At 59.0% G+C, this 15097-nt stretch carries 16 protein-coding genes; 6 read left to right on the top strand and 10 right to left on the bottom strand.

The genetic code is table 11. The annotated features are described in order from the left end of the window. Window positions 1-28 precede the first annotated feature (28 nt). The 6 genes from H097_RS16825 to H097_RS16800 form a co-directional block, all read right to left on the bottom strand. A complete protein-coding gene (locus H097_RS16825) occupies window positions 29-775 on the bottom strand; it encodes a hypothetical protein (protein WP_032861164.1) in 747 nt (248 codons plus the stop codon). A gap of 37 nt (window positions 776-812) precedes the next feature. Further along, entirely contained in the window at window positions 813-1493 is a 681-nt protein-coding gene (locus H097_RS16820) for a C39 family peptidase (RefSeq protein ID WP_032861163.1), read from the bottom strand. Between the two features lie 61 nt (window positions 1494-1554). Continuing rightward, complete coding sequence (locus tag H097_RS28230) at window positions 1555-2430, bottom strand: hypothetical protein (RefSeq protein ID WP_032861162.1); 876 nt, start codon at window positions 2428-2430, stop codon at window positions 1555-1557. Between the two features lie 68 nt (window positions 2431-2498). Next, complete coding sequence (locus tag H097_RS16810) at window positions 2499-3053, bottom strand: hypothetical protein (RefSeq protein ID WP_032861161.1); 555 nt, start codon at window positions 3051-3053, stop codon at window positions 2499-2501. Beyond that, entirely contained in the window at window positions 3053-3505 is a 453-nt protein-coding gene (locus H097_RS16805; protein WP_032861160.1) for a hypothetical protein, read from the bottom strand. The genes H097_RS16810 and H097_RS16805 overlap by 1 nt, the downstream gene beginning before the upstream one ends. Window positions 3506-3839: 334 nt before the next feature. Beyond that, window positions 3840-4838, bottom strand: a complete 999-nt coding sequence (locus tag H097_RS16800) for a FecR family protein (RefSeq protein ID WP_032861158.1) — start codon at window positions 4836-4838, stop codon at window positions 3840-3842. A 151-nt stretch (window positions 4839-4989) separates the two neighbouring features. On the opposite strand from H097_RS16800, the gene H097_RS16795 reads away from it, so the two are divergent. Together H097_RS16795 and H097_RS16790 are read left to right on the top strand one after the other, a co-directional pair. Continuing rightward, on the top strand, window positions 4990-5259 hold the full coding sequence (locus H097_RS16795; protein ID WP_032861157.1) for a PepSY domain-containing protein: 270 nt from the start codon (window positions 4990-4992) through the stop codon (window positions 5257-5259). Window positions 5260-5625: 366 nt separating this feature from the next. Next, entirely contained in the window at window positions 5626-6657 is a 1032-nt protein-coding gene (locus H097_RS16790; RefSeq protein WP_032861156.1) for an Ldh family oxidoreductase, read from the top strand. A 39-nt stretch (window positions 6658-6696) separates the two neighbouring features. Here H097_RS16790 and H097_RS16785 read toward each other — a convergent pair whose 3' ends face one another. Continuing rightward, the gene (locus H097_RS16785) at window positions 6697-7017 is read right to left on the bottom strand and encodes a DUF883 family protein (protein ID WP_032861155.1); all 321 of its coding nucleotides are present in this window, start codon (window positions 7015-7017) and stop codon (window positions 6697-6699) included. A gap of 165 nt (window positions 7018-7182) precedes the next feature. Here H097_RS16785 and H097_RS16780 point away from each other — a divergent pair, with 165 nt between their 5' ends. Beyond that, window positions 7183-7434 (top strand): hypothetical protein, encoded by a 252-nt coding sequence (locus tag H097_RS16780; RefSeq protein ID WP_032861154.1) that lies wholly within the window; start codon window positions 7183-7185, stop codon window positions 7432-7434. Between the two features lie 41 nt (window positions 7435-7475). Here H097_RS16780 and H097_RS16775 read toward each other — a convergent pair whose 3' ends face one another. Continuing rightward, on the bottom strand, window positions 7476-7931 hold the full coding sequence (locus H097_RS16775) for an LEA type 2 family protein (protein WP_032861153.1): 456 nt from the start codon (window positions 7929-7931) through the stop codon (window positions 7476-7478). A gap of 8 nt (window positions 7932-7939) precedes the next feature. Then, on the bottom strand, window positions 7940-9367 hold the full coding sequence (locus H097_RS16770; protein WP_032861152.1) for a nucleobase:cation symporter-2 family protein: 1428 nt from the start codon (window positions 9365-9367) through the stop codon (window positions 7940-7942). Between the two features lie 234 nt (window positions 9368-9601). Between H097_RS16770 and H097_RS16765 the strand changes: the two genes are divergently transcribed. After that, complete coding sequence (locus H097_RS16765; RefSeq protein ID WP_032861151.1) at window positions 9602-11227, top strand: methyl-accepting chemotaxis protein; 1626 nt, start codon at window positions 9602-9604, stop codon at window positions 11225-11227. Between the two features lie 45 nt (window positions 11228-11272). Here the strand turns inward: H097_RS16765 and H097_RS16760 are convergent, their stop codons facing one another. Then, window positions 11273-12067, bottom strand: a complete 795-nt coding sequence (locus H097_RS16760) for a helix-turn-helix transcriptional regulator (RefSeq protein ID WP_032861150.1) — start codon at window positions 12065-12067, stop codon at window positions 11273-11275. Window positions 12068-12351: 284 nt separating this feature from the next. Here H097_RS16760 and H097_RS16755 point away from each other — a divergent pair, with 284 nt between their 5' ends. Both H097_RS16755 and H097_RS16750 read left to right on the top strand, forming a co-directional pair. Beyond that, entirely contained in the window at window positions 12352-13716 is a 1365-nt protein-coding gene (locus H097_RS16755; protein ID WP_032861149.1) for an APC family permease, read from the top strand. A 9-nt stretch (window positions 13717-13725) separates the two neighbouring features. Further along, window positions 13726-14826 carry a P1 family peptidase gene (locus H097_RS16750; RefSeq protein WP_032861148.1) on the top strand — a complete coding sequence of 367 codons (1101 nt, stop codon included), beginning with the start codon at window positions 13726-13728 and terminating at the stop codon, window positions 14824-14826. Window positions 14827-15097 lie beyond the last annotated feature (271 nt).

Genomic DNA, 15097 nt, shown 5'->3' with positions numbered 1-15097 from the left:
ATGCGGAAGTGTCGAGGGTCAGCGTAGTTCAATAACCGAGCGTGCGTAGGCCTTTGAGTTGATCCAGGTTGCAGTTCAATGCGCCCGCGTTCAGACCATTGTTGCCTAGCACCACATTGAGCTGCGTCATGTTGTTGACGAAGTTACTGTTGCCTTGCAAAACCGTGCCTTGCAGTACATTGCCGCCACCGATCTGCTGCAGGGCGCTCCCCTGATTGTTATTGGCTTGGATGGCCATCTGCACGCCGCCATTGTTGGCCGAAACACTGACTCGACCGGCCGCACTGTCGGTCGTGAAGGAGCCGCCCGCCATCAACGCATGCCCCGACTGCGCCACGTTGGCCGGTGACAGGCCGTTTTCACTGACATTGATCCCGACGTTGTTATAGGCCGTATTGCCATCGCCGGCGGCGCGTACGGTTTGGGTCACGCCCTGGCCACTGCCCAGGCCGGCGCCACCCACGACAGTGCCGGTGCCAGGGTCGCGATTGGTACCGCTGCCGACTGAGCCGGTGGACTGCACATAGAATTGCGGGGTGATGGTGGCGGAGTCGATGTGCATATTGGCGTTCACCGTACTGGTGTCGCCAGCGGCGTTGGTCCAGGTGGTGCTCATGACAATACCGAAGCTGACAATTCGCCCTGGCATCACGAAACGGCCGCGCAGTTCAGCCAGTTCCGAGTCTTTCATTTCGATGGGCTTGAACGCTGAGGAAGCATAGGCAGGCATCGAGGCTGCCAGGCACAGGACCGTAAGCCAACGATAAGTGTTCATGTTTTGCTCCTGGAGCTTCCTGCTCCTTATCGCGCTTCTAGAAGAAATCGCTCTGGATAAAACCGAAGTCCATCAGCTCTGCATCGCCCACGGGCCGGAACTCGTTCATTTTGGTCTTGGCGGTCAATGGTGTGGGAGGATCGAGCAGGGCGTTGGTCTTGTCATAGCCCTCACCCAACACGGCAAACACCACACCGTTCCAGCCTTTGACAAAGTCGTCCCGTGCATAGCGTTTATTGCCCAGGACAGGGTCACCGATATAGACCCAGTCTTTTTCGGCACGCTGCATCACGACGAAGTGCTTATAGCCACGGATCTCCACTAACACCACCACAGGGATTTTCACGGTCAGCAGGGTGTCCGGGCCGATTTTGTAGCCCCTGGCACGCATGCCGATGCTTTCGAGGTAGCGTTTCATGTCGAGCATGGAGAAACCCTGGGTACGTACCAGGTCCTGGTCAGCGTTGACCAGCATGCCCTTGATGACGTGTTCTTCATCAACGTCCATCCAATAGGCTTGGCGCAGGATGGTGGCCAGTGCTGCCGCACCACAGCTGAAATCGGTTTTTTGTTCCACCAGGTTAGCGAACCGGCGTTCGCGGATGCTCTCGACCTTCTTGAAAATCACTGCACCGCCGGGCATGGCGGAAATAGCCATTTGCCCTGCCCAGGAAGGGCCAGCAAGCAGTAATAGAAGGGTGAGGGTCGCGAGGCGCATGATCGGATGACCTGTTGGACACGGAAATAAAAAAGGGCCTTGTTGCCAAGGCCCGATTGCATCAGAAGCGTACGCCGCTACCCGCTGCGCAGACGGTGCAGCCGCTGCCGAGGGAGAGAGTGTTGCTCTGCTGGTTGCCAATGCCTGCAGCCACGTTGACGCCGATGTTGCCAGAGGCGTTGTTGGCCGAGTGGTTCAGGCTGGCGTTGTTGACGACATAAGAGGCTTGGCCATTGCCATTGCCGTTGCCGTTGCCGTTGCCATTGCCGTTGCCGTTGCCATTGCCGTTGCCGTTGCCGTTGCCGTTGCCGTTGCCATTGCCATTGCCGTTGCCATTGCCATTACCGAAGCTGTTGCCGTTGTTGCCATTACCGGTAGAGGCAGTATTGAGGAACTCGTTATCCACCGAGGTTTGCACGGTGTTCGAGGCTGCGGCGACGTTGTTGCCGTCTGCAACCACAATCGCCAGGTTGTTTTTCTGCTGGTTGCCTTGACCGGCGGCGACGTTGACACCCACGTTGCCGGAACTGTTGTTGGCCGAGTTGTTCAGCGAGGCATTGTTTTGCACGCCCTTGCTTTCGAAGTCGTTCTGTTTGCTTTGCTGATCGACATCGACCAGGGCGAAAACCAGGTTTGAATCGTCAGCGCTGCTGGTGATTGCTGCGGCGTTATCTTGCTGGTTGCCGGAGCCAGCGGCGACGTTGCCACCCAGGTTGCCGTTGCTGCGGTTCAACGAGTGGTTGGCCGAGGCATTGTTGGTGGTTTTGGTGTCATCGAACTTGTTGTCTTTGCTGATTTGGGTGTCCGTGACGACGGCGGCTACGGTGCCGGTGGGTGCAGGGGTTGGGTACCACTTGTTAGCGTCAGCTTGTACAGCAACAGCCATGAGCGCAGCCAGAGCAAAAACCAGTGGTTTGAGAGCCATTGTAGGTTTCATGGTGTATCTCCTTGCTTCTAATTAGTTGGTTAAGTGTTGGTACGGTCTAACAAACACCTATCAAGTCGTTACTTGATAGTGATACCGAGGGTGTTAGCCATTCGGTTCCCCACCCCTGCACTCTGATTCACCTGTACCACTCCACGGCTGCCGGTGAAGGCCTGGTCGCTGGTAACGACCTGGCGGCTGCCAGTGGTAGAGGAGGACCTTGAGTCTGGTAACAGCGTCGTGTTCTGTTGCGACAAGACGCTGTCATCGATGCTTTGCGGGCCAGGATTGATACTGATCCGCACCGCATTGATCATCTGGTTATTGGCCCCGGCCGACTGGTTGACGCCCAGTACACCGTTGCCATTGCTGAAAGAGGTTCCCTGGATCGCCGTGTTGGCGTTGAGGGAAGGGTCGGCCTTGCCGTCGAGCTTCTGTATGAGCACAGTGCTGGCTTGACCGCCGACTGTGATGCTCCGGCTGTTGATCTGTTGTTGCTGATTGCCGGCGGCCTGGTTGACCGAAATAACGCCGGTGTATTGTTTGCCGGAGTTGTCGATGAGCGCTTCGTGACCGTCGCCGGCCATTGCGCAAGAGCAACTGAACAGTGCAGGGATCAGCCATGAGCGATTCATTACTGAGCCCCCATCATGCTGCCGATGTTGTTCAAGGGGGCCAGGCCACGTTCAATCGTGCCGCTGATCTGGCCACCCAGGCTGTTCCCGCCGCCATGACTCGCAGCTGCGCCAGTGCCCAAGCCAGCCGAATTGGTGCCCAGAGTGTTGCTCAGGCCGGGGAGTTCGCCGTTTGGCAGGATCGTGCGGGTAATGCCGGAACCGCTACTCAGGCCTGCAAAATCGCTATCGCTGAGTTCGCCGGTAGCACGCTGAATCTGACTGCTTGGGTTGGCATTCACTGTGGTTGGATAAGGGTCGGGACCAAAGGCTGGGCGACCAACGTGGAAACCTTGAACATTGCGCCCGGTCACGATGATGCCGTCTCCCGCAAAAGCGCTCACGCTCACACTGGCGCTGAGTACACAGCTGATCAGCAGTAGGCTCAGTGAGCCTGGATTGAGAGTCGCCACGGCAGCATTCCTTGTTTTTTAACGCTGACCCTAAACAGCGTTGCAAGGAAGAGAGCAGAAGCTGTGCCGCTTTTTATATTGGCTGGTTATTCAACAGCTTGGGATTATGTGCGAGGTGCCTGTGGGCAGGGTGTATCAGGCATGAAACAGGATGGCGGCCAATGAGCTGCGCCAGGCTTGGGCCCGGGGTGTTTCAGGGCTGAAACACTTGTGATGACGAAACGATGAACCCGCAGCCACTGGGCTGCTGCGCGGTGAGGGGTGTTTCAAAAGTGGACAAGGCGTTGCGAACGATAGCCGTGCCACCGCAGTACGCGGTAGTCACGGCTCTTGATCAGGTCTTGGGAGTTTTGCGCGGGATTGAATTGAGTACGGTGTTGCCGTCCTGGTTCTGAGTCAGGTAGACCGGCAGCACGTTGGGCAGGGAGGACACCAGATGGGTGACTTCATGGATATCGTAGATCCCGCCAATGCGAATATTCCCGGTGCCCGTATCGGCCAGCATCACCGGTTTGCTCAAGTAACGGTTGATCAGTGGCAAGGCATCCACCAGTGGCAGATTGTCGAGAATCAACTTGCCGGTGCGCCAGGCCAGCGCCGGGTCATGGGGGGAGAAGGCCTGTAATTGCGGTTGCGCGTCCCCCAGGTTGTAACTGGCCTGCATTCCGGGCGTCAGGCTCAGGCCGCTGTGGCTGGCGTCGCTGGTGATTTTTACCGAGCCTTCCAGCAACATCACCCGTACTTGATCGTCATACTTCCAGACGTTGAACTGGGTGCCCGTCACCCGGATTTGCCCCGTGCCGGCGCGCACCACAAACGGGTGTGCGAGGTCATGGCTGACCTTGAAGAACGCTTCACCTTTTTTCAGCGTGGCCCGGCGCTCATCCTTGTAGTTGCTGTAGACCAGCTCGGTGCCCAGGTTCAGCTCAACTTCACTGCCATCAGTCAGCGTCACGTGGCGCAGGCCACTGGTGGCTTCGTAATGCTCATAAGAGCTGGGCAGCCAACCGGCCTCCCAACTGGTGAAGGCGGCCAGTGGCAACGCCACCAGGGAAATGGCGGCGGCGACTGCATAGGTGCGCCAGCGGCTGGGTGGTGTGACCCGCACAACCGGCGGTGGTGCTTCGCTGGTGCGCGGCAAGTGGTCGGCAACATCCCAGATTTCCAGCATGGCGGCATATTCGAAGGCATGCAGAGGGTGCGCATCGTGCCACTGTTCGAAAGCCTGCCGTTCTGCCACGGTGCAATCAAAAGCGTGCAGACGCATACACCAATGCGCGGCGGCATCGGTGACTGCATCATATTCGGCTTCTGAAAGGGGCTGTTCGGTCATTGGTGCTTCCTGATTTCCTACATTCTAACCTTCCCGGCGTGGTGCCGAGAACAGCCATCATGGCGAATGAGCATCAATGTGGAACTAATTCGGGCTGTAAACACCCTAAAAATCTGGATCTGTAAGTCATTCTCTCTAACGGAGTAAGAAAATGCTGAAGAATACCCTCACTGCCATGCTTGCCACTGCCACCTTGTTCGGCGCTGGCGCCGCCTTGGCCGACAAACCTGGGGCCGGCTGGATCACCATCGAGAAAGCCATCGAAACTGCCAAGACCAAGGCTGGTTACATTGAGGTCTACCAGGCCGAAGCTGACGACAATGGTTATTGGGAAGTCAAAGGTCGCAAAGCTGATGGTAGCGTTTATGAAATCCGCATCGACGGCGCCTCGGGCAATGTGTTGCGCGACCAGAAGGACTGATCCCGATTAGATTCCCTGTGACTGATGGGCATCGGGCTCAACTGACGCCTCAGGTTAGTGATAGGCAACGCCACGGAGTCGGCATTATCCAGGATAGTGCCGACTCGCCTGGCCAGGTTGGTCCTGAACATCCCTCTCGCATTACTCAAATTCATCCCCGCGGCGCAAGTATCTGACCCTTGATGTACTCGGTTTCTGGGGCTGCACCAAAATCACTCCAACTGGAGTCGACGGCATCAGGTGGGCATTAAATAAATAACATCGAAGCCGCGTCGGTGGTTGACAGCTCACTTGTCGCGCGTTGTTAATCAATGGGCCGAATCCAGCAGGCTGTTGCCCCCTCCAATAACAATTCTGGAGCTTCAGATGTCAGCCACGCCCATTACCGCTGCGAACACTTCAATTGTCTTCACGCAACTTGTGACGCTGCTCAAGGCCATTTTCATCCGTCACGGCGCTTCGCCGGATGTTGCCAGCGTACTGGCTGACAACTGCGCCCGCGCTGAACAGGACGGAGCGCACAGCCACGGGGTGTTTCGCATACCCGGCTATGTCTCGACTCTGGACAGCGGCTGGGTCAATGGCCAGGCGGTGCCGGTGGTCGAGGATGTGGCCTCGGGGTTCGTGCGTGTGGATGCCGCCAATGGATTTGCCCAGCCGGCGCTGGCGGCGGCCCGCCCGTTATTGGTGGCAAAAGCCCGCAGTGCTGGGATTGCCGTACTGGCGATTCGTAACTCTCACCACTTTGCTGCCTTGTGGCCGGATGTCGAGCCGTTTGCCGAAGAGGGTTTGGTCGCCCTGAGCGTGGTCAATAGCATGACTTGCGTGGTCCCTCATGGCGCCGATCGGCCCTTGTTCGGCACCAATCCCATCGCGTTCGCGGCGCCACGTGCTGACGGGCCACCGATTGTGTTTGATCTGGCCACCAGCGCAATCGCCCATGGCGATGTCCAGATTGCCGCCCGCAAGGGTGAACGTGTTCCACCGGGCACTGGCGTCGACAGCCTGGGCCAGCCGACCCAGGACCCAAAGGCGATCCTCGAAGGCGGGGCGTTGTTGCCATTTGGCGGGCACAAGGGCTCGGCCTTGTCGATGATGGTGGAGTTGCTGGCAGCCGCGCTGACCGGGGGCAACTTCTCGTTCGAATTCGACTGGTCAAACCATCCCGGCGCCAAGACCCCCTGGACAGGCCAGTTGCTGATCGTGATCGACCCCAGCAAAGCCGCCGGGCAAGACTTTGCCGAGCGCAGCCAGGAACTGGTGCGGCAGATGCATGCGGCAGGGCTGCGACGCTTGCCGGGCGACCGGCGTCATCGCACGCGGGCCAAGGCAGAAGTGGAAGGAATTGTTCTGGACGGTGATGAGCTGGCGCGGTTGCGTAAGTTGGCGCAGGGCTGATGGCCGGGGCGGACTGAGCCGCCCCGGCCGTGGAATCGATCAGTGGCGACGGCCAAGCAGCAGGCCAACCACCAGGCCAAAGCCGGCTGAAATCGCCACGGTCTGCCAAGGGTGGCCACCGATGTAGGTTTCGGTGGCATCCACCACCGGCTTGCTGCGCTCACGCACGCTGGACACCGAGTCCAGGGCCTGCTTGAGCTTGATCGCTACCTGTTCACGCAGGGTTTCACCTTCTTCTCCCACCAGCGATGCGCTGCTTTTGAGCAGTTTGTCCGATTCTTCGATCAGGGCCTGGAGTTCGCTGAACGCCTGGTCCTTGATTTGCTCTTCGACAGCTTGGGCAGCGGTTTTACGGGCCATGGAGTAGCTCCTTGCGGGGTAAGTGGGCAGTGAACAATGGAGTCTTCAAGCACGGCAAAAGTTGCAGTTTTTTTTCGTCAGCTGCCGGGGCAATGAAAAATCCGAATTCGGACCTTTCGACCTACAGTGTAAGATGTCACCTATTTGTGCAGCAGGTAATTCCACATGAGCTTCAATCTGGCCAACAAGCCCCTTGCCGAGCGCGCTGCGCTTGAAGATGAAAAGTCCCGCCTGTATGACTTGTGGCAAAGCAACCTGGGCAAGGCCAAGGGCGAGGGCGCCCGGCTGTTTGGCGAGCGTTCCAAGCGCAAGGGCAAATGGGCCGAATGGGTGCGTTCGGAACTGGACAGCATGTCGCCACCAGAATTTGCCAACATGGTGCGCAGTGAAGTCAACCGCCTGATGGCCGCGAAGTAGGAGCAGCCAGCGCATCCATGTGCCAGTGAACTCCAGGCTGTTTACTTGGGTAAGTCCAACGTGCCGCGATCAACAAAACGCATCGTGCCAAACAACCCACCGGCCAGTTTGCCGCGCAGCACATAGGGCAGGTTGTTCAGACTCTGGGTCTGGCTCAGGCCCAGGGTCTGGCGCAACACCGAAAACGCCGAAACGCTGACTGGCACCATCAGTACGGTCTCGGAAAAACGTGGGATAGATCCCTGTTGATCGCTGACCCCAGAGGCCAGCGGCCGGCCATTGACCTCCAGATCCAGGGCTACACCGTTGTAGTCGATCGCTGTTTCGTTGGGGTTCTGCACCCGCAGCTTGACGGCAAAGCGCACTTCCAGGTCCTGGCTTTGCAGGGGTTCGATCCCGACCACATTGATGTTGACCGGGTCGCGATTGGGAAACAGGGCGCAGGCACTCAGGCTGAGCAATATCAGGGACAGGGTCAGGCCGATCAATCTGCGCATAAGGGTTCCTATTTCGTCGGGTCCGGGTCCTGCATCACTTTGAGGGTCGAGGCTTCCGGATCAAATTCATCTTCTTCCAGTTCCATGAACTCTTCAGGCAGGAAGATGTTCAGCAGGATCGCACAGAATGCACCAACGGTAATCGGCGACTCGAAGATGTTATGCAAGGCCTTGGGCAGTTCGCGCAGCACTTCCGGTACCGCCGCCACGCCCAGGCCCATCCCCAGGGAAATGGCCACGATCAGCACATTGCGCCGATGCAGTCCGGCCTCGGCGAGGATCTTGATCCCGGCCACGGCTACGGTGCCGAACATGATCAGGGTCGCGCCACCCAATACCGGCTTGGGCATCAGTTGCAGCACCGCGCCAATCATCGGGAACAGGCCGAGCAACACCAGTAGGCCGGCGATGAAATACGCCACGTAGCGGCTGGCCACGCCGGTCAACTGGATCACGCCGTTGTTCTGGGCGAAGGTCACCATCGGCAGGCTATTGAAGGTGGCGGCCATGACCGAGTTCAGGCCATCAGCCAGCAGGCCGGACTTGATGCGCTTGATGTACAGCGGGCCTTTGACCGGTTGTTGGGAAATCATCGAGTTGGCTGTCAGATCACCGGCTGCTTCCAGCGGGGAAATCAGGAAGATCACTGCCACCGGGATAAACGCCACCCAGTCAAACGAGAAACCGTACTTGAACGGCACCGGCACGCTGACCAGCGGCACCTGAGGCAATGCCGCCAGGTCGACCCGTCCCAGCCACCAGGCCACGATAAAGCCCAGGGTCAGGCCGATGACAATCGAGCCCAGGCGCAGGAACGGGTTATTGAAGCGGTTGAGCACCACGATGGTCAGCAATACCAGGGCTGCCAGCCCCATATTGCTGGCCGCGCCCAAGTCGGCGGCGCCGTAGCCGCCGGCCATGTCGGTGACGGCGACCTTGATCAGCGACAGGCCCATCAAGGTGATGATGGTGCCGGTGACCACCGGGGTAATCAGCTTGCGCAGCTTGCCGATGAACTGACTGAGCACCACTTCGATAAACGCCGCAAAGAAACAAATGCCGAAGATCGTCGAGAGTATTTCATCAGTGCCGCCGCCTCGCGCCTTGACCATGAATCCGGCACTGAGAATCACGCTGATGAACGAAAAGCTGGTGCCTTGCAGGCACAGCAAGCCAGAGCCCACCGGGCCAAAGCGCCGCGCCTGGACAAAGGTGCCCAGGCCGGAGACGAACAGCGCCATGCTGACCAGGTAGGGCACTTCGCTTTCCAGGCCCAATACACCCCCGACGATCAGGGTCGGGGTAATGATCCCGACAAAGCTGGCGAGCACATGCTGCAGGGCGGCAAACATCGCCGCAGTGAAGTGCGGACGGTCTTCCAGACCATAGATCAGGTCCGATTTGTAACGTGGCTGAGGGGCTTGAGCGTCAGACAAAATACGTGCTCGGGTCAGAAAATGGAGGCGCAGGATGCCAGAAAGCGCCCGCTGTCAAAAGTGTGAAAATATATTTCTCCGATCCATGCAAAAAGCCTCAAGCCGGCCGATACCTCTTATAGGCCCACACAACCTTTATAACAGTGGCGCCGAACAGTCATCTAAGCGCGTTGACGCTAAGTGATCGTGTCGTGGCAAGGACGCTCGCAGTCATCCCTCTTTGAGAGCTTTCCTATGTCCCTTCGTAATCTGAACATCGCACCTCGGGCGTTTCTCGGTTTTGCGTTTATTGCGTTGTTAGTGATTGTTCTGGGGGTGTTTGCCGTCAACCGTATGACGCTGATCCGCCAGGCCTCGCTGGACATGGGCACCAACCAGTTGCCCAGTGTCGGTTACCTGGCCAACATCACCGAGAACGTGTTGCGCCTGCGCATTCTGTCATTCCGTGTCTTGGTCAATCGCGATCCGGTCGCCCTGCAAGAGGCTCAGGTGCGCATCGGGGTCTTGGTCGACAAGGCCCGGCAAGCCCAGGCGGGATATGCCGCGACGCCGGCGGGTGCCGAAGAAGCTGCGTTGTACAAGACCTTTGCGGCCACGCTGGACAACTACCTCAAAGCCCAGGCTGAAATGCTTGCGCTGTCCCAGCAGAACAAGGTCGAGGAGATGCGCGCCTTGATCAACAGTCGCATCAAGGACGGCACGGATCAGATGGGCGAACAGCTCAATAAGTTGATTGCAATCAATGCCGCCGATGCCAAGCAGGCCGGTGAAGACGCCGGTCGCAGCTATAACGATGCGATCAGCGGGATAGTTGTGGTGTCGGTAGTCGCGGCGCTGATGACCGTATTGCTCGCCTGGCTGCTGACGCGCAGCATTGTCACGCCGCTGCGCAAGGCCGTGGCGGCCGCGCAAACCATCTCCAGTGGCGACCTGAGCAAGGTCATCGAGGACGACGGCAAGGACGAGCCCGCCCGCCTGATTGGCGCCCTGGCGACCATGCAGGGTAACTTGCGCCAGACCATCCAGCACATCGCCGGTTCAGCCACGCAACTGGCATCGGCCGCCGAAGAACTCAGTGCGGTAACCGAAGAAGCCTCCAAGGGCTTGCAGCAGCAGAACAATGAAATCGACCAGGCCGCCACGGCTGTCAATGAAATGACCGCCGCCGTAGAAGAGGTGGCGCGCAACGCGGTGTCCACCTCCGAGGCATCGGCCCAGTCGAACCAGGCCGCGCGGGAAGGGCGCGACCGGGTGGTGGAAACCGTGGATGCGATCCAGACCATGACCCAGGACGTGCAGAACACCTCGGTGCTGATCGAAGGCCTGGCCACCCAGGGGCGTGATATCGGCAAGGTGCTGGACGTGATTCGGGCGATTGCCGAGCAAACCAACTTGCTGGCCCTCAACGCGGCGATCGAAGCCGCTCGTGCGGGTGAAGCCGGGCGCGGGTTTGCCGTGGTAGCCGATGAAGTACGGGCCCTGGCTCATCGCACCCAGCAGTCGACCCAGGAGATCGAGAAAATGGTCGCCGGGATCCAGAACGGCACCGGGGACGCGGTGCAGTCCATGCAACAGAGCAACCAGCGCACTCAAAGCACTCTGGAAATGGCCCGCGCCGCTGGTGTGGCGCTGGAGCAGATCACCCAGTCCATCAGCCTGATCAACGAACGCAACCTGGTGATCGCCAGTGCGTCCGAAGAACAGGCCCAGGTATCCCGCGAGGTGGACCGTAACCTGGTGAACATCCGCGACCTGGCCACCCAGTCAGCGGCCGGAGCCAACCAGACCAGCGCCGCCAGTCATGAACTGTCGCGCCTGGCGGTGGACTTGAATGGGATGGTCGCGCGCTTCGTGATCTGATCACATCACGGGTGTGGGAGCGGTATTGGGCAAGCGGCGGCGTCCCTAGGGGTTATCCAGGTCATGCCCCAACGACTGGATAAACAACGAAAACAACTCCGGCTGCGACGAGATATCCAGCTTGGCGTACAGGTGCCGCCGATGCACCTTGACCGTGTCCGGCGAGATACTCAGGCGTTCGGCCATGGCCTTGGACGAAAACCCGCGCAATACCAGGCGGGCGATTTCCAGTTCGCGCTCTGACAGCACGCCACTGCCAAAATGACTCAACGCATCGCGTATCTGGCTGGCCATGGCTTCGCCCGCCGGTGCGCGCTGGGTGCTTTGCTGCCAATGCTGCTGCATCAACGGCAGCACCCACGCCGCCAATAGCGTCAGCAGCCCGGTTTCAGTCGCGGTAAATACCCGCTGCATACCCAGTGACAACGACAAGGTGCCCACCCCGGGCAGTTGCAGGATGAATTGCACTTCATCCTCCAGCACGTTGTCATGGAAGTAATTGAGGAAGTATTCACTCTGGCGGAAATGGTCTGGCGCCACTTCTTCCAGGCGATACACGCCGCTGGCATAACCTTCGCGGCAGGCCTGGAAGAACGGGTCGAGCAAGTACAAACCATTGAGATACACCAGCATCGACGCCGGTTTGCTGGTCGGCTGCGCGTCGTACTCTTCCAGCGCCTGGGGTGGGCCGTCCACCGGGTAGAAGATCGCCAGGGCGTTATCGAAGGCCAGGTTCTGGTGCAGCAACAGCACCAGTTGCTTCCAGAAGCGCTCGGTGCCAATTTGCGACACCGTACGGCCCAGGCCCGCATGCATGCCGATTTCCCGAAACAGGCTCATGTGAAGGGTTCCGATGGCTGAAAGATTGGCCAAGGGTTCGGTTTTTACCCGGCCCCGTCAAGGGGAGTACTCCAATAGGGGAATTGGCCGGCGCAGTGGCAACACCTAAATTCCCTGTAGGAGCGAGCTTGCTCGCGAAAAACCTGAGCGCGCTGCGGTTACCCAGTCAGCACGGGTTTGCGTTGACGTCTTTCGCGAGCAAGCTCGCTCCTACAATAAAAAAATTGATCGCCCCTACTTTTTCGTTTCTGCCTCAAACCAAGAATAAACAAGAGGATAACGATATGAGCACAACCCCCGCGCCCGACGGCGTGCTGAAACCTACCTTGAGTGTGTTCGATGTGGTGGCCATTACCGTTTCGGCGGTGACTCCGGCCAGTTCCGTGTTTGTTATCGCCCCGTTTGCAATCCAGCAAGCCGGGAGCGGTGTGTTCCTGGCGTTTGTAATGGCCGGGCTGCTGGCGCTGATGTTCGCCTTTTGCTACGCCGAACTGGGGCGCGCCCATAACAGTGCAGGTGGCGAGTATGTGTACGCCAAGCGCGTGTTTGGCGGCATGGCCGGCTACGCGACCTTCCTCACGGTGCTGGTGATGCTGCTGTTTATCCCGCCGGTCCTGGCCACCGGCGCGGCGACTTACCTCAATAACGCCTTGGGTACGAAGTTCGACTCACAAACCGTGGCCCTGGTGATTGTGGTGTGCAGCTACGCCCTGGGCATTCTCAACATCAAGCTCAATGCATGGATTACCGGCACCTGCCTGCTGTTGGAGGTGGCGGCTTTGCTGGTGATTGTGTTTATCGGTTTCGGTAACCCGGTGCAGCCCGCCAGCGTGCTGTTCCAGCCGCAGATCGTCGAAAACGGCGTGCTGCACCTCGCGCCCTGGGCCCTGGTGATCGGTGCTGTCGGCATCGGCCTGTTCTCGTTCAATGGTTATGGCCCGGCGGTGTTGTTGGCCGAAGACATGAAATGCGGCGGCAAGGGCGTGCACAAGGCAGTGCTGTGGTCCCTGGGCCTGGTGGTGGTGATCGAGTTGGTGCCAATCACCGCGCTGTTGATCGGCGCTCCCTCGCTCAGTGAGATGATCAGCAGCCCGGACCCCATCGGCTATCTGCTGACCAGCCATGGCAACGAAACCCTGTCGCGGCTGGTCAGTGCCGGGATCTTCCTCTCGGTGTTCAATGCGATTGTCGCCATCGTGATCCAGATCGGCCGGGTAGTGTTCAGCAGCGGTCGCGATGCGCTGTGGACACCGACCATCAACAAACTCTTCACCCGTATCCACCCGCGCTGGGATTCGCCATGGCTGGCCACGCTGTTCCTGGCGGTCCCTTCGGCGCTACTCAGTTTCAGCTCCAACCTGGCCGACCTGACGTCCTTCAGTGTGTTGCTGATCATGCTGGTGTACCTGATCGTCGCCTTGAGCGCGCTGATGAGCCGGGTGCTGTTGCGCGACCGCGAGCATCCGTACCGCATGCCCCTGTGGCCGGTACCGGCATTGCTGGCCGTGGCCGGCGCGGGTTATCTGTTGCTCACCTTGTTTATCGCAGCATCCATGCGCGACATCATGATTATCATCGGCCTGCTGGCGTTGTCGGTGGTCCTGTATTGCATCAGCGGCCGGTCGAGTCCGGCGTTTCAGAAACTGTAAGGAGTGATTATGCGCGCACGTCAATTGGGCATTACGTTGGGGCTGGGGATACCCGGCGAATTGAATGCGATTACCGATGTCCCTGGGGTTCGGGTCGGTCACAGCACGGTCAAGGCGCAGATCGATGGCAAGCAGGTGCGCACCGGGGTCACGCTGATCCAGCCGCGGGCCGGTGCTGCTCGCCTGCAGCCGTGTTTTGCCGGGTATCACGTGCTCAATGGCAACGGCGACGCCACCGGCCTTGAGTGGATCGGCGAAGCCGGGCTGTTGACCACGCCCCTGGCGATCACCAATACCCACAGTATCGGTATTGTGCGCGACACCTTGATCGCCCTGGAGCGCGACAGCCTGGCTGACCCGGCGGTGTACTGGTGCATGCCGGTGGTGATGGAAACCTATGACGGCCTGCTCAACGATATCTGGGGCCAGCACATCGGCCCGGAGCATGTGCTCCAAGCCATGGCCAATGCAGAATCGGGCCCGGTGCAGGAAGGCGCGGTGGGTGGCGGCACCGGGATGATTTGCCATGAGTTCAAGGGCGGCATTGGCAGCGCCTCGCGCAAGTTGCCAGGGGAGCAGGGCGGCTGGACCGTTGGCGTGCTGGTGCAGGCCAACCACGGCAAGCGCCAGGAACTGCGAGTCGATGGCTATCCGGTGGGGCGACACCTGATGGAAATTGCCTCGCCGTTTGCCGCTCGTGGCACCCCGGGCATGGGCTCCATTGTGGTGATTATCGCTACCGACGCACCGTTATTGCCCCACCAGTGTCAGCGCCTGGCGCAACGCGCATCCATCGGTATTGCACGCACCGGCGGCGGTACCGAGGATTCCAGTGGCGATCTGTTCCTGGCGTTTGCCACCGGCAACCAGGACCTGCCGGCGGCAGATTACGGGCGCAAGGATTTACCGCTCAGCACGGCACTGAACATGGTCAATAACGATCATATTTCGCCGTTGTTCAGTGCGGCGGCGGAGGCGGTGGAAGAAGCCATCATCAACGCGATCCTCGCAGGGGAGGACATGACCACTGCCGAAGGTGTGCTGGTGCCGGGTTTGGATGGGCGGACGTTGCTCGAAGCGCTGCACCAGACTGGTTGGCAACGACCTTGAAATCGCCAGCGAATCATCGACGTATTAGCAAGCTGTCAATAATAATAAAACAATGGCTGCTTAATATTTACAATGACACGGTGGCACTTTAAAAGTGCACCCCACTCAATATATTGGATCCATTCAATATTGAAATGTGACCTGTCTGGCATTTAACTGTTTAGCATTATTTAATATTTAAATAGCCGGGCTTGCGTCGCGCTGCTCATTACGCAGGATAGAAGACGTATTTCCCAATGTTTGCAGGCATTATTCGTTCTGCGCACTTTCC

Origin of the sequence: Pseudomonas sp. FH4, from assembly GCF_000510915.2 — a bacterium.
GTDB lineage: Bacteria > Pseudomonadota > Gammaproteobacteria > Pseudomonadales > Pseudomonadaceae > Aquipseudomonas > Aquipseudomonas brenneri.
The sequence above is the reverse complement of the archived record's forward strand: the minus strand, read 5'-3'. Positions and strand labels throughout refer to the sequence as shown.